The sequence below is a fragment of the Microvirga vignae genome (assembly GCF_001017175.1).
Classification (GTDB): domain Bacteria; phylum Pseudomonadota; class Alphaproteobacteria; order Rhizobiales; family Beijerinckiaceae; genus Microvirga; species Microvirga vignae.
In genome coordinates, this window is the sequence record NZ_LCYG01000032.1 from 289,558 (window position 1) to 313,422 (window position 23,865).

The following is a 23,865-nucleotide window of genomic DNA, read 5'->3' on the forward strand; positions in this document are numbered from 1 at the left end:
ACACGTGGATGCCCGCGACAAGTGCGGGCATGGCGCAAGTAATTTGCTGATGAACGGACTTACTTCGCGAGAGCTGCGAGGATGCGTGCCCAGGAGCGCGTGCCTTTGTGGAAGCTCTTGAGATCGTATTTCTCATTCGGCGAATGGATGCGGTCGTCGTCGAGACCGAAGCCGACGAAGAGCGTGTCGAGGCCGAGCGTGCGTTTGAAGTCGCCGCCGACCGGGATCGAGCCGCCCATGCCGATGACGATGGGCTCCTTCTTCCACTCGTCATGGAGTGCTGCCTTCGCGACGGTGAGCGCCCGGAAGTCGTGCGGCAACGCGAGAGCGCGCGAGCCCTTGTGCCTGATGAATTCCACCGAGCAGTCGGCGGGAATGCGCGCGCGCACGAAGGCCTGGAAGTTGTTCGAGATCTTCGCGGGATCCTGATCGCCGACGAGGCGAAAGGAAATCTTGCAGCGGGCTTCCGCCGCAATCACGGTCTTCGTGCCCTCGCCCGTATAGCCGCCGATGATGCCGTTCACGTCGCAGGTGGGACGCGACTGAATCTGCTCGATGAGCATGCGGCCCTTCTCGCCCGCCGAGTGCTTCAGGCCGACCTGACCAAGGAAATCCTCCTCCGTGAGGTTCAGGCCCTTCCACTGCTCCAATATTTGCGTGGGGATCTCGGGCACGCCCTCGTAGAAGTCTGGAATCGTGATGCGGCCGTTCTCGTCGTGGATGTCGGCGATGATCTTCGACAGCACATGGATCGGGTTGCGCGCGGCGCCGCCGAACTGACCGGAGTGCAGATCGCGATCAGCACAGCGCACGATCACTTCCTCGTACACCATGCCGCGCAAGGACGAGGTGATGGCGGGCGTGTCCTGGTCCCACATGCCGGTATCGCACACGAGTGCCACATCGGCCGTCAGCTCATCCTTGTTGGCTTCGATGAATTCGGGGAGGAACTTGGAGCCGTCCTCCTCCGCACCTTCGATGAGGAAGGTGATGTTGATCGGGAGCGTTCCCGTCACCGTCTTCCACGCGCGGCAGGCCTCGACGAAGGTCATCACCTGTCCCTTGTCATCCGAAGAGCCGCGGGCGCTGATGGCCTTGCGGCCGTCCGGCAGGGTAATGATGCGGGGCTCAAAGGGCGGCGTGTCCCACAGCTCCAGCGGATCGACCGGCTGAACGTCGTAGTGCCCGTAGAAGAGCACATGCGGCTTCGCCTCGCCCTTGGCATGAGCCACCACGGCTGGATGCCCGCCCGTCTCGCGAAGCGAGGCCTCGATGCCGATTCCCTTCAGTTCGTCCACGAGCCACTCGCCGGCGATGCGGCAATGGTCTTTGTAGTCAGGGTCGGTCGAGATCGAAGGCACCTTCAGCCACTGGAACAGACGCTCCAGGGAGGCATCGAGAGCGGCGTCGATCTTGGAAAGAACTTGGTCGAGCTGGGACATGGCGGTCCTTGTCAGTTGAAGAATCTGTCCGGTTGCGCGGCAAAGTGCGCCTAAGACGAGCGGGCCGCAAGGGGGCAGGCTCGAAGTCGCATCGCGCAGTGTTGCGGCGCCCTCATCTGCACGTCATGGCCGGGCTTGTCCCGGCCATCCCGATTTCAAGAAGAGCCTCGCCTCACCAAGCCGGGATCACCGGCACAAGGCCGGTGATGACGAGGAGGGCCCGTGGGGGGAATGCCCTACCGCCTCAACAACCCACCCAAGGTCCCCCGCACGATGGCCCGTCCAATGGAGCTGCCCTGGCGTCCGCCGATCGACTTGCCGATCTCGGCGGCGATGTTGCCCACCGTCTGGTTGACCACGGTGCGGGTGACCTCGCGCACGACTTTCTGGCCCACCGTCATCGTGCCCTTCCGCTGCGGGCCGTTGGTGCCGAAGATGTTGCCGAGCATGTCGAGAATGCCCCCGCCGCCTTCCGCCGCCCTGGCATCGGCGGCCGCCTGCTCGGCCCGTTTCGCCAGCATCTCGTAAGCCGATTCCACATCGACCGCCTGATCGTACTTCCCCCTCATGGGGCTCGCGTTCAGGATCTGCTGGCGCTCGGACAATTCGATGGGGCCGACCTGGGCCATCGGCGGTGCGATCAGCGTGCGCTCCACCATGGAGGGCGCGCCCTTGCCTTCGAGCGTCGAGACCAGCGCCTCGCCGACGCCGAGTTCCGTGATCGCCTTTTCGGTATCGAATGCCGGGTTCTGCCGGAAGGTTTGCGCGGCGACGCGAACGGCCTTCTGCTCGCGAGGCGTATAGGCGCGCAACGCATGCTGCACGCGGTTGCCGAGCTGCGCGAGTACGGTCTCGGGCACGTCGACCGGATTTTGCGTGATGAAATAGACGCCCACACCCTTCGAGCGGATGAGGCGCACGACGCGCTCCACCGTCTCGACGAGAGCCTTCGGCGCATCGTTGAAGAGAAGATGCGCCTCGTCGAAGAAGAAGACGAGTTTCGGCTGATCGAGATCGCCCACCTCCGGCAGTTCCTCGAACAGTTCCGACATGAGCCAGAGCAGGAACGTCGAATAGAGACGCGGATTGCTCATGAGCTTGTCCGCCGCCAGGATGTTGACGACGCCGCGTCCGTCGCGATCAGTGCGCATCAGATCTTTGATGTCGAGCGCCGGCTCGCCGAGGAACTCGTCACCCTGTTGGTTTTCGAGCACGAGCAACTGACGCTGGATCGTGCCGATGGTCGCTTTTGATACGTTACCGTAAGTGGTGGTGAGCTCGCTCGCATTGTCGGAGATGAGCTGCAGCAGCGCGCGCAGATCCTTCAGATCGAGCAGCAGCAATCCCTGCTCGTCGGCGACGCGGAAGGCGATGTTGAGCACGCCTTCCTGCGTCTCGTTGAGATCGAGAAGGCGCGAGAGAAGCAGCGGTCCCATCTCGGAGATCGTCGCGCGGACACGATGCCCCTGCTCGCCGAAGATGTCCCAGAACACGACCGGGAACTGGTCCGGCTTGTATTCGATGCCGATGTCCTGCGCGCGCTTGACCAAGGGCTCCTTGCCGCTGCCGGGAGCCGCCAGGCCTGAGAGATCGCCTTTGATGTCGGCAGCGAAGACCGGAACGCCCGCATTGGAAAAACCTTCCGCCAGCACCTGCAGCGAAACCGTCTTGCCGGTACCCGTCGCGCCCGTGATGAGGCCGTGGCGATTTGCGAGCCTCAAGTCCAGGTATTCCGGCTTGGTGCTTTTGCCGATGAAGATCTTGCCGTCTTCGAGCATCGTGTCTCTCCCGAATCCATCAACGGATCTTAGAAGCCCTGTCGCCAGTTTCCACTCTGAGATTTTTCGATTGAGGTTTCTCGACTAAATAGTTTAGAGCTAAACCATCATACCCGAGCAGCACCAGGAGAATCATATGGACGAGCTCATCGCCCGCGTGACGCAGAAGACCGGCCTCGATCAGGCCACCGCCCGCAAGGCCATCGGCCTCATCCTCGGCTACCTTCAGAAGGAGGGCCCGCAGACCGAGGTGAACCAGCTGATCGCCGCCCTCCCGGGCGCTCAGGACGCCATCGAGCAGTCCAAGACCGGCGCCAGCGGCGGCATGATGGGCATGATCGGCTCCATGGGCGGCGGCGTGATGGCGCTCGGTGGCCAGCTCATGGGCATCGGCGTCTCCATGGGCCAGATGCAGCCGCTTGGAAAGGAACTCTTTGCCTATGGCCGTGAGAAGGCCGGCGAGGATACGATGGGCACCATCATGGGCGCGATCCCCGGCCTGTCGCAGTTCGTTTAAGTCCTTTCCGTTTAAGTCCTTTCTTTGCAACGATCCCGGACAGCGCAAGCCGATCCGGGATCGTCGTCGGACAGATTCGCAAATGCGTCGATGCTTCTTTCGACGTGCGGCGAACTAAGCGATTACGAAATCATACCGCCCGAGACGTTCGGAACCGGCGCTCTCGATATCGAACAGAAGCTGGGTCCTGAAGAGGCGATCCCGCTCATTTCCTGGCTCGCCGGGGAAGAAGAGCTGCGTCGTGAGGATCGGTCCACCGGCACGCTGAACCTTGAAATGGATGTGGCGTGTACGGCCCGGGTACTGGCCCGGTAGGACCGTCGTGAACGACCAGCGTCCCTGTGCATCGGTTCTCTGATAGCCGCGCAGGCGATGTCCAACGTTGTCGTACTGACCGTTCCCGTCAGCCTGCCACAGTTCGACGATGGCGTTGGCGATGGGGCGGCAGGACCGATCAACCACATGACCGCCGATCCTCAGGCGCGTTCCACTCACCTCCCCAGCCGTCAGATCGCTGCGCAAGGGACTCTTGGGCTTGTAGAACGGCCCTTCGGTCATCGATGGCGTGACCGCGTGCTCGTCGGCACAGGCGGGCGTGAGAGGCAGCGGGAACGGGGCATTCTGCGCAACGGCATGGCGCCCTGAGAGAAAGGCCAGAGCAGGCGTAGCAAAGAGTCCTGAGACAAGATCACGTCGGGTAACGCTCATGTGACGCTCCTTCTGAAGATCCATCGTCCTAGAGGAGTAAGGTGTCACATCCCGCGTGGATTGAAAGATGTAAGTTCTGCACCTGGACAATTCCTCGTCCTTTAAGGGCATTCCCACGCTCCCTCCGACCCGGTATCTTCCGGCGCAATTTTTCAAGCTGCTCTCCTCCGGACGAGGATACCTATCCATGGACGATCTCTCTCTCGCTGCCGATTTCCCTCAAGCTACCCGCGAGCAATGGCTCAAGCTGGTAGAGGGGGTGTTGAAGGGAGCCGACTTCACCAAGAAGCTCGTCGGCCGCACCCATGACGGCATCGAGATCCAGCCGCTCTATCCAAAGGCGGAGGGAGCAGCCCGGATCGCACGCGAGCAGGCCGGGCGCTGGCGCGTATCCCAGCGGATGGATCACCCCGATCCGGCCAAGGCCAATGAACTCGCCCTCATCGATCTCGAAAACGGCGCCGATGCGCTGACCCTCGTCACCCGCAAAGCCCCCGCCGCGCGCGGCTTCGGCGTCAAGATTGAAAGGGTTGAGGATCTCGACAAGGCGCTCTCCGGCGTGATGCTGGACCTCATCCATCTGCGCCTCGATGCGGGCGGCAAGGGCCGCCCCACGGCGGAGCTTCTCATCGCACTCGCCGAAAAGCGCGGCCACAAGCTGTCGGACCTCTCGCTCGATCTCGGCATGGACCCCATCGGCGGTCTAGCCTCCATCGGCAGCCTTGCGGTCGAGTGGAACGAAGTCTCGACCCGCATGGGCGCGATGCTGAAGAGCCTGACCAAAAAAGGCTTCAACGGCCGCGCCTTCACGGCGGATGGACGCCCCTATCACGAGGCGGGCGCAAGCGAAGCGCAGGAATTGGCGGCTGTTCTTGCCACGGGCGTCAGCTATCTGCGGGCGCTTGAGTCCCAAGGCCATTCCCTCGATGCCGCCCGCAAGGCCTTGTCCTTCCTGCTGGTGGCGGATGCGGACGAGTTTCTCACGGTCGCGAAGTTCCGGGCGCTGCGCCGCCTCTGGGCGCAAGTGGAGCAGGCCTGCGGACTGGAGCCGAAGTCCGTTCGCCTGCATGCGGAAACCGCCTGGCGCATGACAACCAAGCGCGATCCGTGGGTGAACATGCTCCGTACGACGGTTGCCACCTTCTCCGCCGGCATCGGCGGGACGGATGCGATCACGGTTCTGCCCTTCACGGCGGCTCTCGGCCTGCCCGATGCCTTTGCTCGCCGCGTGGCGCGCAACACCCAGCTGGTCCTGCTGGAGGAGTCGAACCTCTGGCGCGTGGCCGATCCTGCGGCAGGCGCCGGCGGCTTCGAGGCGCTCACCGATGCGCTCTGCGAGAGAGCCTGGGGTCTCTTTCAGGAGATCGAGCGCGAGGGTGGCATCATCGACAGCCTCAAGCAGGGGGCTCTCCAGACCCGCATCGCCACCGTTCGCGCGCAGCGGGAGAAGGCGGTTGCCACCCGCAAGGAGCCGATCACCGGCACGAGTGAATTCCCGAACATCCACGAGGCGGATGTCACGGTGCTGATGCCGGCCGCTCCTGCGGCGAAGCAAGAGACTGACCAAGCTGCCGTGTCGGTCACGCCCCTGCCCTCCGTCCGTACGGCGGAGGCCTTCGAGCGCCTGCGCGACCTGTCGGACGCCTACCTCGCCAAGACTGGCGCGCGCCCGAAAGTGTTCCTTGCCAATCTCGGCCCGATCTCCGCCTTCACGGCACGCGCGACTTTCGCCAAGAATTTCTTCGAGGCAGGCGGAATAGAAGCCGTGATGAACGACGGCTTTTCCGATACGGAAAAGCTTAAGCAGACCTTCCTTAAAAGCAAAGCCAAGCTTTCATGCATCTGCTCGTCAGATGAAATTTACGAAAATCATGCGATCGAGGCCATCAAGACCTTGCGCGAGGCAGGATTGGCACCCATCTACCTGGCAGGGCGCCCGGGAGAACGCGAAGAACAGCTGACCGGCGCCGGCATCACCACTTTCATCTATGCTGGGTGCGACACCCTCAAGGTCCTGAGCGAGGCTTTGGAGAAGGCCTGCTCATAAGCCCTTGAGCCGTCCTCCCGGCCTTTTAAACCGGGAGGATCACGGTTTGACGAGTCTTGCGAAGCGAACGGCTGTGGCCCTGGGCCTCGGCTTGACGATGATCGGCGGCGCGCTTGCCGCCCCTGGCGCCAAGCATGACGGGATCTGGAGCGTTCAGTTGGCGACGGATTCCGGCACTTGCGACAGCAGCGCCAGCTATTCCATCGCCGTTGAGAACGGCAGCGTTCGTTACATTCCCAGCCCCGGATCCTCCCCGGCGACCGTATCGGGCCGGATTGGTCCGGACGGGACGGTCGATCTCGACATCCGCCGCAGCATCGCCAAAGCCGATGCAAGCGGCCGCCTGAACGGCAAGTCGGGCTCCGGCACTTGGCAGCTTGCCATGCTTGGGTGCTCTGGCCGCTGGACGGCTCAGAAGCGCCCGGCTTAAAGCGAACAAGATCAAAGCATTCTCAGCCGCCGCATTGTTCGATGTGGCGGTTTTTTGTTGCCCGTGTCTCCCTTTTCCCGGGAGGAACCCCGTTCGGGACCTCACGTTATTCCAGCCTATCCCATGGTGGGCATGGAGTTTTCGATGCGAATGATGTCCTGGCTCGGCGCAGCGGTCCTAGGGATCTCCCTCGTTGCGCCCGCAGCCCAAGCACAAACCAATAAATTCGACGGCACCTGGAGCGTCGAGGTTGTCACCGAGCAGGGCGGCTGCGATCGTGCCTATCGCTATTCGGTGATCGTTCAGAACGGGCGCGCGCGCTACGGCGGCCCGGAACAGTTCGACGTGAACGGTCAAGTCCGTTCCAACGGCTCCGTTTCCGCCAGCATTTCGCGGGGACAGGACAGAGCCAACGTCTCCGGCAGGCTCGTGGGCAGAACCGGCCGCGGCACCTGGACCACGTCCGGCGGGCGCTCCTGCTCGGGCTACTGGAACGCCGAGAAGCGGAGCTGACCCTAGACGATGCTCCGATAGCCTCATGGTTTTGGATGTCCTAGAATGGACGAGATTCAACACCTCTCCAGTTCGACGAGGGCATCCGTTTCAAGGTCATGACACGTATCCCAGATTTCTCGACCCTCGGTTGGCCTAGCCTTTCCCAAGCCTCGCCCGCGGCGCAGGTTCAACCGGAGCCTTGGCTCACGCCGGAAGGCATTGCCGTCAAAGAGGCCTACGGCCCCGAGGACCGAGCTGGGATCGACTTTCTCGATACGTTCCCGGGCGTCGCGCCCTATCTCCGCGGCCCCTACCCTACCATGTATGTGAATCAGCCCTGGACCGTGCGCCAATATGCAGGCTTCTCCACGGCTGAGGATTCAAACGCCTTCTATCGGCGCAATCTCGCCGCCGGTCAGAAAGGCCTCTCCGTCGCCTTCGACCTCGCGACCCATCGCGGCTATGACTCGGATCATCCACGCGTAGCGGGCGATGTGGGCATGGCGGGTGTCGCCATCGATTCCATCTACGACATGCGCACGCTGTTTGCCGGCATCCCGCTCGATCAGATGAGCGTGTCGATGACCATGAACGGCGCGGTGCTGCCCATTCTCGCACTCTATATCGTGGCTGCCGAAGAACAAGGCGTTCCGGCCTCGAAGCTCTCGGGCACGATCCAGAACGACATTCTCAAAGAGTTCATGGTGCGCAACACCTACATCTACCCGCCCAAAGGGTCGATGCGCATCATTTCGGACATCTTCGCCTACACCTCGGCGAACATGCCGAAGTTCAACTCCATCTCGATCTCCGGCTACCACATGCAGGAAGCCGGTGCGACGCAGGATCTGGAGCTCGCCTACACGCTCGCCGACGGCGTGGAATATATCCGCGCCGGCATCCAGGCGGGCCTTACCATCGATCAATTCGCACCGCGCCTCTCCTTCTTCTGGGCGATCGGCATGAACTTCTTCATGGAAGTTGCCAAGATGCGCGCCGCGCGCCTGCTCTGGGCGAAGCTCGTGAAGGGCTTCAACCCGCAGAGCGAGAAGTCGCTTCCCTTGCGCACGCACTCGCAGACATCCGGCTGGTCGCTCACCGCGCAGGACGTGTTCAACAACGTGGTTCGCACCTGCGTCGAAGCCATGGCGGCAACCCAAGGCCACACGCAATCGCTGCACACCAACGCGCTCGACGAGGCGCTGGCGCTGCCCACCGATTTCTCGGCACGCATCGCCCGCAATACGCAGCTCTTCTTAGCCCAGGAAAGCGGCACCACGCGCATCATCGATCCGTGGGGCGGCTCGTATTATGTCGAGCGCCTGACGAAGGAGCTCGCGGAGAAAGCCTGGAGCCACATTCAGGAGGTGGAAGCACTCGGCGGCATGGCGAAGGCCATCGAGGCCGGCATTCCGAAGCTGAAGATCGAGGAAGCAGCGGCCCGCACGCAGGCACGCATCGACTCAGGCAACCAGAAGATCATCGGCGTGAACGCCTTCAAGCCCACGGGCGAAGCCTCCATCGACATTCTGAGGGTCGACAACGCGGCGGTACGCGCGCAGCAGATCGAGAAGCTCAAAAAGCTGCGCGCCGAGCGCAACCAGGCCGATGTTGATGCCGCGCTCGACGCGCTCTCGAAGGGTGCTTCGACGGGCCAGGGCAACCTGCTCGATCTTGCGGTCAAAGCTGCTCGCGCGAAGGCGACGGTGGGCGAAATTTCCGACGCGCTCGAAAAGGTCTGGGGCCGTCACCGCGCCGAGATCAAAGCAATCTCGGGCGTCTACAAGCGGGAGGTCGGCATGGCTTCACCTGCCGTTGAGAAGGTCCGTCATCTGGTGGAGCAGTTCGAGCATGACGATGGCCGCCGTCCGCGCATTCTCGTCGCCAAGATGGGCCAGGATGGTCACGACCGCGGCCAGAAGGTGATCGCCTCGGCCTTTGCCGATCTCGGCTTCGACGTCGACATCGGCCCCCTCTTCGCGACGCCTGCGGAAGCAGCCCGTCAGGCCATCGAGAACGACGTGCACATCATCGGCGTCTCGTCGCTCGCAGCAGGCCACCTGACGCTCGTGCCGGAGCTGAAAGCGGAGCTCGCCAAGTTCAGCCGCGAGGACATCATGATCGTCGTCGGCGGCGTGATCCCGCCGCAGGATTTCGACGCGCTTTACAAGGCCGGCGCCTCGGCGATCTTCCCGCCCGGCACGGTGATTGCGGATGCGGCAGTCAATCTGATCGAAGAGCTGAACCGCAGACTGGGCTATGGACCCAAGCAAGCGGCGGAATAAGCTGCCTCAACTCGCCTGCGCAGTCAGACGGGATTTCTCCAAAGCCGCCAGAGCCTCGGAGAGACGCCGCCTCGCGCGTTCGACCTCGCCTTGCTTGATGGCATCGAGATCAAGGAACAGGTCGAGACCGGTCACGTGCTCGATGATGACTTGCGGCCTTTGCGCGAGCTCGCCCAGGAGCCCCTCTACGGCATAGGGCACGACCTCGCGCTTGATGCCCTTCATGACGATGGGCTCAAGCGGCCTTGCCCGCACCATGTCGCGCACAAGCGCATAGGTCTCATAGCTCAGGCAGATCCCACCTGGTTCCGCAATGGCCTGCAGGCGGGCGGCGAGATTCGCCTCCGCACCGATGATCGTGTAGGCCATCCGGTCGTTGCTGCCGAAATTGCCCACGTTGCAGAATCCCGTGTTGATGCCCATGCGGACGCACATGGGCGTTTCGATGCCGCGCTTGCGCCAGATCGCGTTCAGATGCTCCATGTGCTGCTGCATGTCGACGGCCATACGCAGGCATGCTCTCGCATCCTCCTCGACGCCCTTGGTGTCCGGATCGCCGAAGAAGATGAGGATGGCATCGCCGAAGAACTTGTCGATAGTCGCTCCGTGCCGGAGAGCGATAGCGGACATCTCGGTAAAGTAGTCGTTCAAAAGCTCCGTGAGATCCTCCGGCTGCAGCCGGTCAGAGATGGCGGTGAAGTCCTTGATGTCGGAGAAGAATATCGTGAGCTTCTTGCGTTCGGTGGCAATCGCCACATCCTTCTGTCCACTGAAGATGCTCTTGTAGACCTGAGGCGACAGATACTTTGCGAGCTTCATCGAGATCCCGGCCAGGAAATCGTTGGCCTCGGTCAGTTCCTGATTCATCCCGCGGATCAGCTTTTCCTGTCGGCGCTGCAAGAAAATGCAAGCAAGCCCCGCCATTGAAGCCAGGGACAGATAAATCAGGGAATATTTGAACGAGGAAACATTCGCGAAGATTGGTTGATTGACGGAAATCTCCTGGATGCCGCGCACATCGCCGACCTTCCAATCCGTCTTCGGGCTGTCGGGATGGGTATTGTGGCAGCTCACGCAGACCGGCCCCATGGTGACAGGAGCTGCCGTGCGGACGATCTTGTCCAAGATGGTTCCCGAAACCTCCACGATAGTCTGCTGAGGATTGGCCCTGAGCCTGGCAATGGCGTCCTTCTCGAAGTCGTCTAGCCGGTGAGGCTCCCGCCCCTTGAATGGCATGTCGGAAACGAAATGGTACTTCACCGAGCCGTCATGGGCACTGATGCGTTTCCCGAGTTCGATGGAGAGGGTGGCTGGGATGGGAATGGCTCCGGGCACGTCGTGATAATTGTGGGTGACCGTCACTTGACCGGGGGACTGGAGCACCCGTCCGACCACATCGCTGCCGTAGTAGCTACGCATGTCGTCGATGATGCGGCTGGCTTCGCTCGCCTGCATGCGCAGGACGCGCTCCGAAAGGAGCCGCAGGTCGAGCCAGACGGCGACAGGCAGGCCCAGAACGCCAAGGATCACTGTTACAATCAGCAACGGCCCCATGACGCGTTGCTGATAGGAAGCCCGTTCATCCAGTCCAGCCATACCAGCCTCACTGTAGAACTCCTGTCAGTGAGGTCGATCATTTGCTCTTGAGGCTGGCCTTGCAACCTTTAATTCGTAAGCGCCGGAAGGTTTCGTTCGTGCTCGAAACAGTATCCATCTCAAGGAGGGCCTTCTTTATTCGAGCTTGATGTTCGCGGTCTTGATCACCTTCTCCCACTTCTCACCCTCGGCTCGCATATAGGCCGACATCTCTTCGGGTGTGCTTTGCAGCACCTCGATGCCAGCGCCCATGAGCTTGTCGCGGATCTCCGGCTGGCTCACGGCACGGCGATAGGCCTCGTTGAGCTTTGCGACGATCTCGGGCGGCGTACCGGCGGGCGCCACGATTCCCTGCCAGGCCCAGGCCTCGAAGCCGGGGAAATCCGCGGCGACAGGCGGCACGCCAGGAAGTCCTGCGAACGGATCGGGCGACGCGACCGCAATGGCTTTGATGGGGCCCGACAGTTGTGAGCGCGCCGTCGCGAAATCGATGAACATCATGCCGATGTTGCCCGCCACCAGATCCTGCACAGCCGGAGCCGCTCCTCGATACGGCACATGGGTCAGCTTGATCCCGGCACCCTGCGCAAGGAGTTCTGTCGCGAGATGGAACGGGCTTCCCAAGCCGGGCGTGCCATAGGTGATGCCGCCTGGATTCTGCTTGGCGACAGCAACAAGCTCCTGAACCGATTTGACGTTGAGCTTGTTCGTGTTGACCAGCAGCACGAGGGCGAAACGGCCGCTCAAGGAGATCGGGCTGAAATCCTTGTAAGGATCGAACGCGAGCTTGCTATAGAGCGTGCGATTGGTGGCGTAGGTCGCGGTGTCGCCGAGGAGAAGCGTATAGCCATCGGGCTCGGCCTTGGCGACAGCCTCGGCGCCGAGATTGGTACCGGCACCGGCCTTGTTCTCGATGACGAATTGCTGACCGAGCTGCTTGCCGATTTCGGCAAAGACCAAGCGTGCGAAAAAGTCCGTTCCGCCACCCGCCGCATAAGGCACGACGACCCGGACAGGCCTTCCAGGATAATCGGTCTGCGAGAAGGCGCCCCAGTTCGAGAACATCGAGGCTGCGGATGCAACAGCCATGCCGACAAGAATGTTGCGGCGGGTCCAGATCATCGCTTCCTCCAAAGTTGGTATCCTTGAAGGAAGAACTAATCCTGGACTGCTTGCGGGCAAGCTGAGTGCCCAGCAACCGCGCGAGCTGCCCGGATGGACGGGATTATTTCTCCCGCTCGATCGACCGCTTCACCACCTGCTGCACTTCCCTGTTCGAGAGGAAGAGATCGTGGTTGATGATGCCGCCGCCGAACTCAGAGGCGTCGGCCACGCGGACGCCCAGAGCTTCCAGCCGTTCGCGATCCGCCGCACCCGCGCGGATGATACCGCCCGCAAGACGGCTCGACATGGCAAGCGCGCGATCGTTCGTGGAGCTGATCACGGTGATCTTCTTCGCATCCGGTCCCAGTCGCTCCAAGCCTCGCGCGAACAGATCGATGTCGATATCGGGAGCCGCCAGCACCACCGCGCCGATGCGCTCCATGGCGCTCTCGCCAGCGGAAGCGCGCAGCATGCGCAGGGTCTCGAGCGTAAGCAGCGTACCCATGCTGTGCGCCACGATATGAATGCGCCCGCCGCTCGGCGTCCTGGCGATGGCGGTGAGCAGATCCTCCAGTGCATCGCGCGACCACATCGCGGCCTCGCGGTCGGCCACGTAGCTCAAGGTGGAGGCGGCGGAAGGCCAAGTGAAGAGGCCTGTGGCGCCTGGGAACTTGATGCCCTCCGACAGATCGATCGTGGAAGCAGCCGCCGTCTCGAAGCTCTCGCGATAGCCGTGAACATAGAGCAGCAGGTCACGCCCGAACGCTGCCTGCGCAAAGGCCTGAGCCGCATTGTTGCGATTCAGGGAATCGACCTTCGAGATCGTCCATTCCGAACGGCCGATGAGTGAGCCGGAAGGCGGTGTCAGGCGTGCTTCCGCATAGACGAGATCCGGCGAGCGCTCGCTGCTGAACCAGGGCTTCTTCGGCGGATCGCCGACCGGCAGACGCGTGGTGGCGACCAGCAGCTTCGGGTCCTTTTCCAGACCCGGAAGCGGCGAGGAGAGCGGGCTCATCAGGGCATTGTCGTCCCCGATGCACCCGGAGAGGGTGATGGCGGTCAGGCAGACGACGGCAAGGCGAGAGATGGACAGCAACATGAGGCCGGAGGATCAAAGAGGAGGGTTGATGCTGTGTTGCCCCCGATCATGGCATGCGCAAGGCAAAGCCGGGAAATGCCCCCATTCCTTGCTCCCCAAGGTAAAGCATTGGTGAACGGCATAAGGCGACCCTGCGCCTTGATGGCTGGCGAGGCTCCCCATACCATCGGCATGATGGTTGTCCTCTCCCGCATTCTTCTCGTCATCATCGGTCTCTTCATTCTGCCCTTAAGCACCCACGCCCTCTGGTGGACCCTGCGCGAGGATGTCGCGCCCAATTGGCGCGCTGCGGATTGGTCGAGTGCAAAATTGCTTCCGTCAGTCTCGCAAGCGCCGCAGGCCATCGTTGCGGTCTATGCAGCACGGGTGGGTCGCTGGCGCGGCATCTTCGCCCACCACACCTGGATCGTGGTGAAGGAGGCAGGTGCCAGCCAATATACCCGCTACGATAAGGTCGGCTGGGGCAGCCCCGTGCGGACCAACGGGTGGGCGCCGGACGGGCGCTGGTTCGGCAATGCGCCGCATCCCGTGGCTTTGATCGAGGGAGAGGATGCACAACGGCTGATCCCGCAGATCCGCGAGGCAGTCACGACCTATCCTTATGCCGCTTACGGGTCCTACAACGCCTGGCCGGGTCCCAATTCGAATACCTTCGTGGCTCATGTGTTGCGCTCGGTGCCGGAGCTGAATGCCGCCCTGCCCCCAACGGCCCTGGGCAAGGATTGGCGACCCTTACAGGATCTCGTCGGGCTTACTCCAAGCCGCACCGGGGTCCAAATCTCGCTCGCCGGTTACGCAGGCCTGGCACTCGGCTGGGTCGAGGGCATCGAGCTTGATTTCATGGGACTGGTCGCCGGAATCGACATCCGCCGCCCTGCCCTCAAGATTCCTGCCTGGGGACGGATCGGAATGGACCCGATCACTTGGTGAAAGCCGAAGCCGAATCCGGTAAGGCTAATCCTATGAGCGGGGGTTCTCACAGGAAAGCGGATGTAACGGCCGAGGCCGTGGCGCGGGGCGACCGCGCGGCGCTCGCGCGTGCCATCACGCTCATGGAATCCCGCCGTCCCGATCACCGGGAGGCCGCACGCGCCCTCCTCCAGGAGTTGATGCCCCGCACGGGCAAGGCCGTGCGCATCGGCATCACCGGTGTGCCAGGGGTGGGCAAATCCACCACCATCGACTCGCTCGGCACCATGCTGACCGAGAAGGGCCACAAGGTCGCCGTGCTCGCAGTGGATCCCAGCTCCACCCGCACGGGCGGCGCGATCCTCGGCGACAAGACGCGTATGGCGCGGCTCTCTGCCGACCCGAACGCCTTCATCCGCCCCTCCCCCTCATCGGGCACGCTCGGCGGCGTTGCCGCCAAGACCCGAGAAACGATGCTGCTCTGCGAGGCCGCAGGCTTCGACGTGATCCTGGTGGAGACTGTCGGCGTCGGACAGTCGGAAACGGCAGTGGCCGATCTAACGGACTTTTTCCTCGTTCTCATGCTCCCCGGCGCAGGCGACGAGCTGCAGGGCATCAAGAAGGGCATTCTGGAGCTTGCCGACCTGATCGCCGTCAACAAGGCGGACGATGCGGGCGCGAAGGCGAAAGCGGCAGCCGCCGAATACAAGGCCGCCCTCCACATCCTGGCCCCGGCCTCCCCTGCCTGGACACCGCCGGTGCTGACGATCTCGGGGTTCACCGGCCAGGGCCTCGACGAGCTGTGGATGAAGGTGCTGGATCACCGCAAACGCTTTGAGGCGACCGGCGAACTCGCCGCCAAACGGCGGGCTCAGGACACGAAGTGGATGTGGGCCCTGGTCGAAGAGCGCATGCATGAGCGACTCACGCAGGACCCCGCTTTGAAAAAACGCGTACCAGAGATCGAGAAAGCCATTGCCGAGGGCAGCCTCTCCCCCAATGCCGGCGCAAGCGAGATCGTGTCGCTGCTCGGTCTTTAGCCTTTAACCCCCTCGGCACTTTGAACCGACGCAAAATTCAAGCTGCCTCGCACCCGCCTATGCCGACTTCTGCCTTGTTTAAGGAGACTGTCCACTTCCAAACGAAAGGCCGGAGAAATGATCTCCGGCCTTTTGTCTTTCGTCGTTTGGAGGCGGCTTATCCCAACAGTGCCGGAGTCAGGCGAATGCCGCCGACCTCGATGCCGTTCCAGTTCTTGAACACCGGTTGCGCCAATGCCTCGACGGCGGCTCGCTCCTGATCGTTCAGGGGCAGGAAACGCAGAACCAGGCCGGCCATCATGGCCTCCGCCGCCCGCACGTGACCGTCGTCGACCTTCAGGGCGATGCCGTAGCCGAGTTCCGGGAACGTGGCACAATAGATGCCCTCGGCACCGACCTTCACGAAGGCGCGTTCCCTCAAGATCTCCATGAGCTTGGTGTCGAAGCGTCCTGTACCAGCCACCATGAAGGGATGAGCGGCAACAGCCTTGCGGATGCGCTCTGCCGCTGCCCTGGCCTCGCCTGAGAGCCCGGCGCCCGTGCCGAACTTGGCAAAACCGAAGGCGAGCGAAGGCAGCCGGATTGCATAAGTCGGAATCGAGCAGCCGTCGGTGCCGCTCTTTTCCATCGAGTGGCAGGCGCCCGTCACATCCTCCAGGGTCTCGCGCACCATGCGCTGCACCGGATGGTCCGCGCCCACATAGCCCTTCGGGTCGTTGCCTGTCCCGCAGGCCAAGCAGATGAAGCCTGCATGCTTGCCGGAGCAGTTGTTGTGGAGGGCATTCGGGGTTTTGCCCTCTGCCGCCAGCGCTCGGCTCGCCGACTCACCCATAGGCCAATGCGTTCCGCATTCGAGGCAGCCCACGTCCCGTCCGGCCTTGGCCAGCATGGTCCCGGCCACCCGCACATGCTCCGACTCACCGGAATGGGAGGCGCAGGCCAGCGCGATCTCTTCGTCCGTCAAATCGAATTTATCAGCAATACCGCGCTCGAGCAGCGGCAGGGCCTGGAGGGCCTTGACCGCAGAGCGCGGAAACACGCGCCGGTCCACGTCACCGATCGACAGAACGGTCGCACCGTCCGCATCGACCACGGAAATGCTGCCCCGGTGGCGCGATTCGACCAGCTGCCCGCGGGTGACCTCGACAAGGAAAGGGTTATCCATGAATGCCCCGTTTTGGAAACGGCGGTCTTTTGGGCGTGCTTTGTCCAGATGTCAAAGGGGGTATTGTTTCAAAAGAGTTTTGCCCCTTTCGAAGCCCCGGCTTGCGGCCAAGCCTCAAGCGCCCTAAACCCTCGCTCTCAAGACAAAGGAGGGATCCTGATGCGCATTGCGATGATCGGGTCAGGCTATGTGGGGCTGGTGTCCGGGGCCTGCTTTGCGGATTTCGGCCATGAAGTGTGCTGCGTGGACAAGGACCCGAGCAAGATCGAGGCCCTCAATCGCGGTGAGATCCCGATCTTCGAGCCTGGCTTGGACGATCTCGTCGCCAACAATGTGCGCGAAGGGCGCCTGACCTTCACCACCAGCCTGTCCGAGGCCGTCAAGAGTGCCGAGGCGGTGTTCATCGCGGTGGGCACTCCCTCCCGCCGCGGCGACGGCCATGCCGACCTTTCTTATGTCTACCAGGCCGCCCGCGATATTGCGTCTGCTATGAACGGCTATACGGTGGTGGTCACCAAATCCACCGTACCCGTGGGCACCGGCGACGAGGTCGAGCGCATTATTCGCGAAACCCGGCCCGACGCGGAGTTCGCGGTGGTCTCCAACCCGGAGTTCCTGCGCGAAGGCGCAGCCATCGCCGATTTCAAGCGCCCGGATCGCATCGTCATCGGCACCGACGATCCCCGCGCCAAGGGGGTGATGAGCGAGGTCTATCGGCCGCTCTATCTCAACCAGTCCCCGGTGCTGGCCATGTCCCGGCGCACGGCGGAACTCACGAAGTATGCGGCCAACGCGTTCCTAGCCACGAAAATCACCTTCATCAATGAGATTGCAGATCTGTGCGAGCAGGTCGGCGCGAATGTGCAGGACGTCGCTCGCGGCATCGGCCTGGACAACCGCATCGGCTCCAAGTTCCTGCATGCAGGCCCCGGCTATGGCGGCTCGTGCTTCCCGAAGGACACACTGGCCCTGATCAAGACGGCGCAGGACTTCGCTGCGCCCATTCGCATCGTGGAGACGGTGGCGGCGGTCAACAGCCAGCGCAAGCGCGCCATGGGGCGGAAAGTCATCGCAGCCTGCGGCGGCTCCGTGCGCGGCAAGACGATCGCGATGCTGGGCCTGACCTTCAAGCCCAATACCGACGATATGCGCGAAGCCCCTTCCCTCGACATCATCACGGCGCTGCAGGATGCAGGTGCCCGGGTGCGGGCCTATGATCCGGAAGGCATGCAGGCAGCGAGCGCCATGCTGACGGACGTGGAATATGCCCGAGACGCCTATGGTTGCGCTCAAGGAGCGGATGCGCTGGTGATCGTCACCGAATGGGACATGTTCCGGGCGCTCGACCTCAAGCGGCTGAAGGCAGCCCTCACCGAGCCCGTGGTGGTGGACCTGCGCAACGTCTACCGCCCCGAAGAGATGCGCAAGAACGGCTTCACCTACTTCAGCATCGGGCGAGTCTGACATCGGGCGGGAGAGATGTTCACCCGGACGCCGTCCCGTGTCATACCTCCCCTTACATCATCGTTGCTTGAAGCCGACGCCTTTTGGAGCGCCCCATGCAGACCTTCTTCGTCGAGATCAAATGCAAGCTCGGCAAGACCTACGCGGTTGCCAACGCCCTCGCCGACCGGGAGATCGCGTCCGAGATCTACTCGACGGCCGGCAATTACGACATCCTCGCCAAGTTCCACGTGGATGACGGCGTCGATATCGGCCATTTCATTGCCGAGAACGTGCAATCCATCCCCGAGATCGCCGACACGCACACGATCATTACCTTCAAGGCGTTCTGATCACTGCGTGACGGCGCTGGTCTCCGTCACGTCAACGGCCGGACGCGTGACCTCGGCGAGATAGGGGCCGATGCCGTCGTAGCGGTCGAGACGGCGGACGATCTTCGAGTCGATCTTGTTGTAGAGCTCGGCGACCGTGACCGAGCGACGCTTGCGGCCCTTGCCCTCCATGAACAGGCCAGTATTGGCCTTGGCGGCTTTCGGGAAGAGCTTGGAAGCCCTCATGTTCGGGTCCTGGTCCAGAACCTCAAGGAAGCGCACGGCGCTCTTCGCGCCCAGGAAGTGAGCAAGGTAGAGCTCGGCTTCTGCGAGTTCGCGCTCTCCTTGAGCGATAAGGGCGCGCTCCACGTCCTTGATCAGTTCGCCCGCCATCAGCGCCGAGAAGTAGGGATCGGTGCGCAGATTCATGATCCACTCCCGATCCTTGTCGCTCACCGTCGGCTCGCCATTGACCATACGGATGGCCTCGGCTGCGGCAGTGAAGCCGTAATCGGCGGCGTGCATGGCAACGATCTCGAGCCAGGTGCGGTCGATGAACTGGAACAGGCCCTCGGCAGAGGAGGTCGGAGCCTTGGCCTCGGGCGAGAGGCTCGATTCCACGTCGGCCAGCGTCATCATGTAGACCGGGTCCACGCCCGTCACATGGGCCGCCTTGAGGATGGAGTGAACCAGCCAGCGCGGGATATTGCGCCCGTTGAAGGGGATGATCTCGTCCGGATTGCCGAAGGCCTCCGGGAGAAGCTCCTGCCGTTCCGGCTTTGCCTTGCGCTTCTTAAGCGAGAACGCACCGTCGATAATGGCTTGGAAGAGGCCCGGCTGCTTGCCGAGCTCCGGCGTAAAGGCCACTGAAGCGGTCACAGGATCGGCCGCCACCAGCGGCTTCACCGGGGGATTGTACTCCGCCAGGGCGGTGGGCAGGGTGGCGACGGCGGCAGGACCCGCCGTCACCCCCTGGAATCCAACCATCAGGCCCAGAGCAAGGGCCACACGAACCGTTCGGCGGCGGCGGCCGCCTTGGCGCGGATCCGCAACAGGTTGCGGCACAGCGCATAGCAGCGTTCTTGCATTACTCGGCATCACACTTGTTCCCGCAAGGTTCGGTGTTGGGTCCGAACCACCCCTTGTGTCATTCTGGGACAAGAGTTGACGGGTAGATGTGTCGAGAATCGGACAGCTTGGCCGTAAGAAGCCAATCTCACAGGCCTAAAAAGCGTCTTTTCCCCTGGAAAGGATCCCTAAATCCGAGGATTTTATGAGGAAGACTGAGCCACGAGCTGCGCATTCGTGCGCTCGAGGCGCTGTGCCAATTCGCGCATGACGGCCAGTGACATCTGGGGGAATTGGGCCAGAAGTTCGAGGAAAACGCGCTTATCGATGCGAAGCGCCGTGGTCGGCTCGGCGGCCATGATCGTTGCGGAACGAGGCGTGTCGGACAAAATGCCCATCTCGCCGACAAGCGCATTGCTTGAAAGCTCAGCGACCTGGATTTCTCCATTAGGGGTATTGAGGAGCACGCTCGCACGCCCATCAAGGAGCACATAAGCGGCATCGGACGGGTCGCCCTGCGAGAAGAATCGCTGGCCGGTGGCAAATTGCACCCGCTCGCTGGTGAAGGCGAGAAGCTTGAGCCTTGCCGGGTCAATGTCCCGGAACATCGGCACCTGTCTCAGGGACTGAACCTCGGTTTCAAGGGTCATGCCACCTCTCCTGCTACGCTCTGGGCGGCCTCCGCTCCGGGCTTGGGAGCCCTTCCCTGCGGACCAGCCGTCTTCTCCGTGACAATACGTCCGTCGCTCACCCGTATCTGAACATCGAAAGCCGCCGCCTGTCGATCATTGGGCAGCACCATGAACAGGCTTTGTTGATCAAGATAGTCGAAGAGCGCCTGAAGAATTCTCTCGGCACGTTCCTCGTCAAAGGGAGCGAGCGCCCCATCGATGATCATGATATCGGGGCGCTTCACCAGACAGCGCACCAGATTGACGCTGGCGCGCTCCTGCGGCGACAGAAGTCTGCCTGCCGTGCCGACCTCGTGGTCGAGACCGATGCGCTCCACATCCTCCAGGAGGTCGAACTCCCGGATGACCGCCGCTATCGCTTCGGCCACCCGATGTCGAGCGTCGGCCACCTGGTAATTGACCCGGCCGAACAGAAGGTTGTCTCGCAAGGGCGCCGCCGAGCAGATCCTCTCGGGATCGTAGAACTCGACGCCGGTTGCAAATCCCTTTTCAAGGGTTTCCCGGACAAGGCTGCGCGTCTCGACGATCCGCTTCTTAAGGTCGTCGTCCAGAAGTCCCAGGCGATGGCGGGCCTCGATATAGGCCAGGGGCAATGCGAGGAGTCGCGTGCGCGCCTCCTGTTTCAGATCGGTCGCGCCCCTTGCTCGCCGCCGAAGAATGGCCTGGAACTCCGGCAGTTCATCCGCGCCGATAAAAGAAAACTGCGCGAAGAGGGGATGCCCCGGCGGCAGTCCCTGGAAGATTTCCGTCATGGTCTCGGCAATCTGCAGACCCATGGTCGTGAGATCGTCGGTCAGCTCCGCCTTGTCGATGGCGCTACGGAACTGCGGGTTCAGGGCCAAATTGCGCCCCATGAATTCGCCCGAGACCGGAACGCCGAACAAAAGGTTCTCGGCGACCGTGGATTGATCGTTATAGCGGTCGAGATCGAAGGGCTCGACGAGATCGGCCATGCCATTCGAACGGAAATTCTCCCGCAGGCGGCTCCTTGCTTCGACAAGCCGTTCTGCAAGGGCAGTATGGCGCTCGGGATCAATCCGGCCCACGAGACCGAACAGGTAGATCGCCTCGCCCATCTCGACCCTTTCCAGGAGGCTCACCAACACCCGGTCAAGCTCCTGCTCGTCCTTTACGCCAACCCGTCGATAATCGACCCACTGATCGGAGATGCTCTCAAAAGGGTTCCCGCTTCGCGCGGCCTCGGCCAGGCGGCGGGCCGCTTCTCGTCTGTCCTCCTCGGATTGACCCATGGGCTTGGTGCGCAAGCCATAGATGAGGTTGTCGCGAATGCTGCCGGGGAAGAGGATGGGATCCACACCCGCATAGGCAATCCTGCGGCCGGCCACGGAAGCGGGAAGTTGCGCGAGATCCCGATCACCGAAGCAAATACGGCCGCTGAAATTTGGAATTCGGCGGGCCAGGACGCGAGCCATCATGCTTGCGGCGGGGCTGCCATTGGAAATCAGCGCGACCTTCGCTGGCAAACCCAGCGAGAAGGAGGCGTTGTCGATGATCGTGTCCCCATGAGATCCGCTGAGGCAGAGATTTTCGGCCGTGAGAGAGCCGACCAGCGGCGCGTCCTCTTCCTCCTCTTTGGGCTCGATCATCGGGCCCAGCCGTTCTTCCGCGAAATGCTGGGTGACCTGATCGTATTTCACCTGCACGTCGAGACGCTGCTGGTCCCAGTCGATCAGCTCCTTCAGGGGCGGCGGCAATTCGCGATAGGCGCTGATAACGGCGACCAGCTGACCAATATCGAGCGTACCGCGCAGGGCGAAATAACCACCCACTGCGTAGAACAAGAATGGCGTGACCTGCGACAGGAAGTTATTGAGGAATTTGACCGCAAATTTGCGATTGTAAATCTTCAGACGGATATTGAAGAGCCCGAAGAGGCGATTGCCAATTTCCGCCCTCTCCCAGGCATAGGCATTATGCACGTGCACGACCTCGATGCCGTCGAGCACCTCGCCGATGCGCCCTGCGAGTTCACGAGACGCGAGCTGGCGCTGCTTGCCCAGACGCAGAAGCTCGCGCCGCAACCGGGGAATGATGGTGAACTGCAAGGCAATAACCCCTAGCGCCATGAGGCCGAGCCAGACGTTTTGCACCATGATGAAGAAGAGCGCCGTCGAGGCCTGAAGCCCCAGCAAGACGGGCGTGATGAAGGCATCCCCGATGAAGCCGCCAATAGGCTCGACCTCGTCCTTGATGATGGTGGCGGTCTCGGACGACTTGACGGTGCGCAGCGCCTCCGGCGTGAAGCGCAGCACCATCGCGAACAGATCGAAGCGCATGCGCCTGAGCATCCGCTCTCCAAGCACGCCCTTGGAGACGTTGACCCAATATTTGAAGCCGTTGTTCACGACGACGAAGAACAGGAAGAGGCAGGAGAGCCCAATCAGCAGGCCTATTCTGCCCACCTGGAAACCCTCGAAGATCTGCACGGACCCGCCGCCCAACCATTGCGGCCAATCGAAGCCCAGCTCCAGGAAGGGTGCCGTGACATTCCCATCCTTGAAGGCCTCACCCTGGATAGCCTGGTTCACGATCTGGCGAGGGAGGTCCAGTGAAATGAAATAAAAAGGCTGGGACAGAAGCACAACGAAGCAAATGAAGAGCTGGTCGCGCTTTGAGTGAGTCCATATATATCGAAAGAGGCTCTTTTCCATTGATGTAAAGTTATACCACTTAGACTCTGGAATGAACCTCTTCCCGATCTTGATCACTGCTTTATCTGATCGGGTGGGGCTTTAGAAGAGGTAGAGACGGAGGATGCGTCGTCAACCGATGCACCTCCTACCAGGGGGTACCCGCATGGCGGATTTGGCAACCAGCGTGAACAAGGACTCCGATCCGCGCTCGGCCAGATCCGAAGGAACCAGGGGCCCCCGGGTTCTAATCTACAGCCACGACACCTTCGGACTTGGTCACCTGCGCCGTTCGCGTGCCATTGCCAACGCCATCGTCGGAGACAGGCCAGACGCTTCGGTGGTGATCATCTCGGGCTCGCCCGTCATCGGCAATTTCGAGTTCGGCAGCGGTGTCGACTACATCCGTATTCCCGGCGTGACCAAGCTCCCGGATGGAGACTACCGCAGCCTCAACCTCAATGTGAGCATCGATGAGGCCGTCGGCCTGCGTCAGGCGCTCATCATGCAGACTGCGAAGGCGTTCCAGCCGGACGTATTCATCGTCGACAAGGAGCCTACCGGCTTTCGCGGCGAGGTGATGCCAGCCCTCGACTATCTTCAGGCGAGCGGCTGCCACCTCGTGCTCGGCATCCGGGACGTGATGGACGAACCCGCCCTCCTCGTTCCCGAGTGGGAGCGGAAAGGCGCGAAGGAAGCTCTCCGCTACTACGACGAGATCTGGGTCTATGGCCTCAAGGATGTCTATCAGCCCCTCAAGGCGTTCGACCTGCCCGCAAGCGTGAAAAAGCGCATCACCTATACCGGCTATCTGCGCCGGGAGGTGCCGCCCACCCCATCGCTGACCAAATACCCGAAGATCACGAAGCAGCCTTTCATTCTGGTCACCACCGGCGGTGGCGGGGACGGTGACGACCTCGTCGACTGGGTGATCTCGGCCTATGAGGCCGACCCGACGCTGGAGCAACCTGCCCTGATCGTCTTTGGGCCCTTCATCGACCGCGATCAGCGCCGCGCCTTCGTGGAACGCATCGCCCAGCAGCCGAAGCTCGACGCCATAGCCT

Annotated in this window: 20 protein-coding genes; 10 read left to right on the plus strand and 10 right to left on the minus strand. The window is 62.2% G+C overall.

What is annotated here, in order from left to right; all coding sequences use genetic code 11:
• Positions 1-59: 59 nt before the first annotated feature.
• Complete coding sequence (locus AA309_RS13935; RefSeq protein ID WP_047189570.1) at positions 60-1,442, minus strand: M20/M25/M40 family metallo-hydrolase; 1,383 nt, start codon at positions 1,440-1,442, stop codon at positions 60-62.
• A gap of 236 nt (positions 1,443-1,678) precedes the next feature.
• The gene (locus tag AA309_RS13940) at positions 1,679-3,220 is read right to left on the minus strand and encodes a helicase HerA-like domain-containing protein (protein WP_047189571.1); all 1,542 of its coding nucleotides are present in this window, start codon (positions 3,218-3,220) and stop codon (positions 1,679-1,681) included.
• Between the two features lie 136 nt (positions 3,221-3,356).
• Between AA309_RS13940 and AA309_RS13945 the strand changes: the two genes are divergently transcribed.
• A complete protein-coding gene (locus AA309_RS13945; RefSeq protein ID WP_047189572.1) occupies positions 3,357-3,737 on the plus strand; it encodes a DUF2267 domain-containing protein in 381 nt (126 codons plus the stop codon).
• 114 nt (positions 3,738-3,851) lie between these two features.
• Here the strand turns inward: AA309_RS13945 and AA309_RS13950 are convergent, their stop codons facing one another.
• Complete coding sequence (locus AA309_RS13950) at positions 3,852-4,445, minus strand: dioxygenase family protein (protein WP_047189652.1); 594 nt, start codon at positions 4,443-4,445, stop codon at positions 3,852-3,854.
• A gap of 187 nt (positions 4,446-4,632) precedes the next feature.
• Here AA309_RS13950 and AA309_RS13955 point away from each other — a divergent pair, with 187 nt between their 5' ends.
• From AA309_RS13955 to scpA, 4 genes are all read left to right on the plus strand, one after another.
• Positions 4,633-6,492 carry a methylmalonyl-CoA mutase family protein gene (locus AA309_RS13955; RefSeq protein ID WP_047189573.1) on the plus strand — a complete coding sequence of 620 codons (1,860 nt, stop codon included), beginning with the start codon at positions 4,633-4,635 and terminating at the stop codon, positions 6,490-6,492.
• Between the two features lie 46 nt (positions 6,493-6,538).
• Positions 6,539-6,922 carry a hypothetical protein gene (locus AA309_RS13960; protein WP_052954715.1) on the plus strand — a complete coding sequence of 128 codons (384 nt, stop codon included), beginning with the start codon at positions 6,539-6,541 and terminating at the stop codon, positions 6,920-6,922.
• 144 nt (positions 6,923-7,066) lie between these two features.
• Positions 7,067-7,435, plus strand: a complete 369-nt coding sequence (locus tag AA309_RS13965; RefSeq protein ID WP_047189654.1) for a hypothetical protein — start codon at positions 7,067-7,069, stop codon at positions 7,433-7,435.
• 98 nt (positions 7,436-7,533) lie between these two features.
• Positions 7,534-9,702: a methylmalonyl-CoA mutase gene (gene scpA, locus AA309_RS13970; protein WP_047189574.1), complete on the plus strand. Its 2,169-nt coding sequence runs from the start codon at positions 7,534-7,536 to the stop codon at positions 9,700-9,702.
• 6 nt (positions 9,703-9,708) lie between these two features.
• Here the strand turns inward: scpA and AA309_RS13975 are convergent, their stop codons facing one another.
• The 3 genes from AA309_RS13975 to AA309_RS13985 form a co-directional block, all read right to left on the minus strand.
• Positions 9,709-11,298: an adenylate/guanylate cyclase domain-containing protein gene (locus tag AA309_RS13975; RefSeq protein ID WP_150117550.1), complete on the minus strand. Its 1,590-nt coding sequence runs from the start codon at positions 11,296-11,298 to the stop codon at positions 9,709-9,711.
• Between the two features lie 135 nt (positions 11,299-11,433).
• Positions 11,434-12,420: a Bug family tripartite tricarboxylate transporter substrate binding protein gene (locus tag AA309_RS13980; protein WP_047189575.1), complete on the minus strand. Its 987-nt coding sequence runs from the start codon at positions 12,418-12,420 to the stop codon at positions 11,434-11,436.
• 103 nt (positions 12,421-12,523) lie between these two features.
• A complete protein-coding gene (locus tag AA309_RS13985; RefSeq protein WP_047189576.1) occupies positions 12,524-13,501 on the minus strand; it encodes an alpha/beta hydrolase in 978 nt (325 codons plus the stop codon).
• 141 nt (positions 13,502-13,642) lie between these two features.
• Here AA309_RS13985 and AA309_RS13990 point away from each other — a divergent pair, with 141 nt between their 5' ends.
• Both AA309_RS13990 and meaB read left to right on the plus strand, forming a co-directional pair.
• Positions 13,643-14,431: a DUF3750 domain-containing protein gene (locus AA309_RS13990; RefSeq protein ID WP_244470349.1), complete on the plus strand. Its 789-nt coding sequence runs from the start codon at positions 13,643-13,645 to the stop codon at positions 14,429-14,431.
• A gap of 32 nt (positions 14,432-14,463) precedes the next feature.
• Entirely contained in the window at positions 14,464-15,450 is a 987-nt protein-coding gene (gene meaB, locus AA309_RS13995; protein ID WP_047189577.1) for a methylmalonyl Co-A mutase-associated GTPase MeaB, read from the plus strand.
• A 157-nt stretch (positions 15,451-15,607) separates the two neighbouring features.
• Here meaB and AA309_RS14000 read toward each other — a convergent pair whose 3' ends face one another.
• Positions 15,608-16,615: an asparaginase gene (locus AA309_RS14000; RefSeq protein ID WP_047189578.1), complete on the minus strand. Its 1,008-nt coding sequence runs from the start codon at positions 16,613-16,615 to the stop codon at positions 15,608-15,610.
• A 159-nt stretch (positions 16,616-16,774) separates the two neighbouring features.
• On the opposite strand from AA309_RS14000, the gene AA309_RS14005 reads away from it, so the two are divergent.
• Entirely contained in the window at positions 16,775-18,079 is a 1,305-nt protein-coding gene (locus tag AA309_RS14005) for a UDP-glucose dehydrogenase family protein (protein WP_047189579.1), read from the plus strand.
• Positions 18,080-18,174: 95 nt separating this feature from the next.
• Positions 18,175-18,411, plus strand: coding sequence for an Lrp/AsnC ligand binding domain-containing protein (locus AA309_RS14010; RefSeq protein ID WP_047189580.1), 237 nt, complete (start codon positions 18,175-18,177; stop codon positions 18,409-18,411).
• Here the strand turns inward: AA309_RS14010 and AA309_RS32030 are convergent, their stop codons facing one another.
• The 3 genes from AA309_RS32030 to AA309_RS14025 form a co-directional block, all read right to left on the minus strand.
• Positions 18,412-19,488 carry a transglycosylase SLT domain-containing protein gene (locus AA309_RS32030; RefSeq protein WP_150117551.1) on the minus strand — a complete coding sequence of 359 codons (1,077 nt, stop codon included), beginning with the start codon at positions 19,486-19,488 and terminating at the stop codon, positions 18,412-18,414. It lies immediately after the preceding gene.
• Positions 19,489-19,661: 173 nt separating this feature from the next.
• On the minus strand, positions 19,662-20,108 hold the full coding sequence (locus AA309_RS14020; protein ID WP_047189581.1) for a Crp/Fnr family transcriptional regulator: 447 nt from the start codon (positions 20,106-20,108) through the stop codon (positions 19,662-19,664).
• Positions 20,105-22,699, minus strand: a complete 2,595-nt coding sequence (locus AA309_RS14025) for an ABC transporter ATP-binding protein (protein ID WP_244470350.1) — start codon at positions 22,697-22,699, stop codon at positions 20,105-20,107. The genes AA309_RS14020 and AA309_RS14025 overlap by 4 nt, the downstream gene beginning before the upstream one ends.
• Positions 22,700-22,967: 268 nt before the next feature.
• On the opposite strand from AA309_RS14025, the gene AA309_RS14030 reads away from it, so the two are divergent.
• Positions 22,968-23,865 (plus strand): glycosyltransferase family protein (locus AA309_RS14030; protein WP_047189583.1); only part of this gene is annotated, 898 nt, incomplete at its 3' end.

Bases quoted from the DNA above. Each gene is read 5' to 3' on its own strand.
- AA309_RS13935 (WP_047189570.1), bottom strand. From the start codon at position 1,442: ATGTCCCAGCTCGACCAAGTTCTTTCCAAGATCGACGCCGCTCTCGAT.
- AA309_RS13940 (WP_047189571.1), bottom strand. From the start codon at position 3,220: ATGCTCGAAGACGGCAAGATCTTCATCGGCAAAAGCACCAAGCCGGAA.
- AA309_RS13945 (WP_047189572.1), top strand. From the start codon at position 3,357: ATGGACGAGCTCATCGCCCGCGTGACGCAGAAGACCGGCCTCGATCAG.
- AA309_RS13950 (WP_047189652.1), bottom strand. From the start codon at position 4,445: ATGAGCGTTACCCGACGTGATCTTGTCTCAGGACTCTTTGCTACGCCT.
- AA309_RS13955 (WP_047189573.1), top strand. From the start codon at position 4,633: ATGGACGATCTCTCTCTCGCTGCCGATTTCCCTCAAGCTACCCGCGAG.
- AA309_RS13965 (WP_047189654.1), top strand. From the start codon at position 7,067: ATGCGAATGATGTCCTGGCTCGGCGCAGCGGTCCTAGGGATCTCCCTC.
- scpA (WP_047189574.1), top strand. From the start codon at position 7,534: ATGACACGTATCCCAGATTTCTCGACCCTCGGTTGGCCTAGCCTTTCC.
- AA309_RS13975 (WP_150117550.1), bottom strand. From the start codon at position 11,298: ATGGCTGGACTGGATGAACGGGCTTCCTATCAGCAACGCGTCATGGGG.
- AA309_RS13980 (WP_047189575.1), bottom strand. From the start codon at position 12,420: ATGATCTGGACCCGCCGCAACATTCTTGTCGGCATGGCTGTTGCATCC.
- AA309_RS13985 (WP_047189576.1), bottom strand. From the start codon at position 13,501: ATGTTGCTGTCCATCTCTCGCCTTGCCGTCGTCTGCCTGACCGCCATC.
- AA309_RS13990 (WP_244470349.1), top strand. From the start codon at position 13,643: ATGGCTGGCGAGGCTCCCCATACCATCGGCATGATGGTTGTCCTCTCC.
- meaB (WP_047189577.1), top strand. From the start codon at position 14,464: ATGAGCGGGGGTTCTCACAGGAAAGCGGATGTAACGGCCGAGGCCGTG.
- AA309_RS14000 (WP_047189578.1), bottom strand. From the start codon at position 16,615: ATGGATAACCCTTTCCTTGTCGAGGTCACCCGCGGGCAGCTGGTCGAA.
- AA309_RS14005 (WP_047189579.1), top strand. From the start codon at position 16,775: ATGCGCATTGCGATGATCGGGTCAGGCTATGTGGGGCTGGTGTCCGGG.
- AA309_RS14010 (WP_047189580.1), top strand. From the start codon at position 18,175: ATGCAGACCTTCTTCGTCGAGATCAAATGCAAGCTCGGCAAGACCTAC.
- AA309_RS32030 (WP_150117551.1), bottom strand. From the start codon at position 19,488: ATGCCGAGTAATGCAAGAACGCTGCTATGCGCTGTGCCGCAACCTGTT.
- AA309_RS14020 (WP_047189581.1), bottom strand. From the start codon at position 20,108: ATGACCCTTGAAACCGAGGTTCAGTCCCTGAGACAGGTGCCGATGTTC.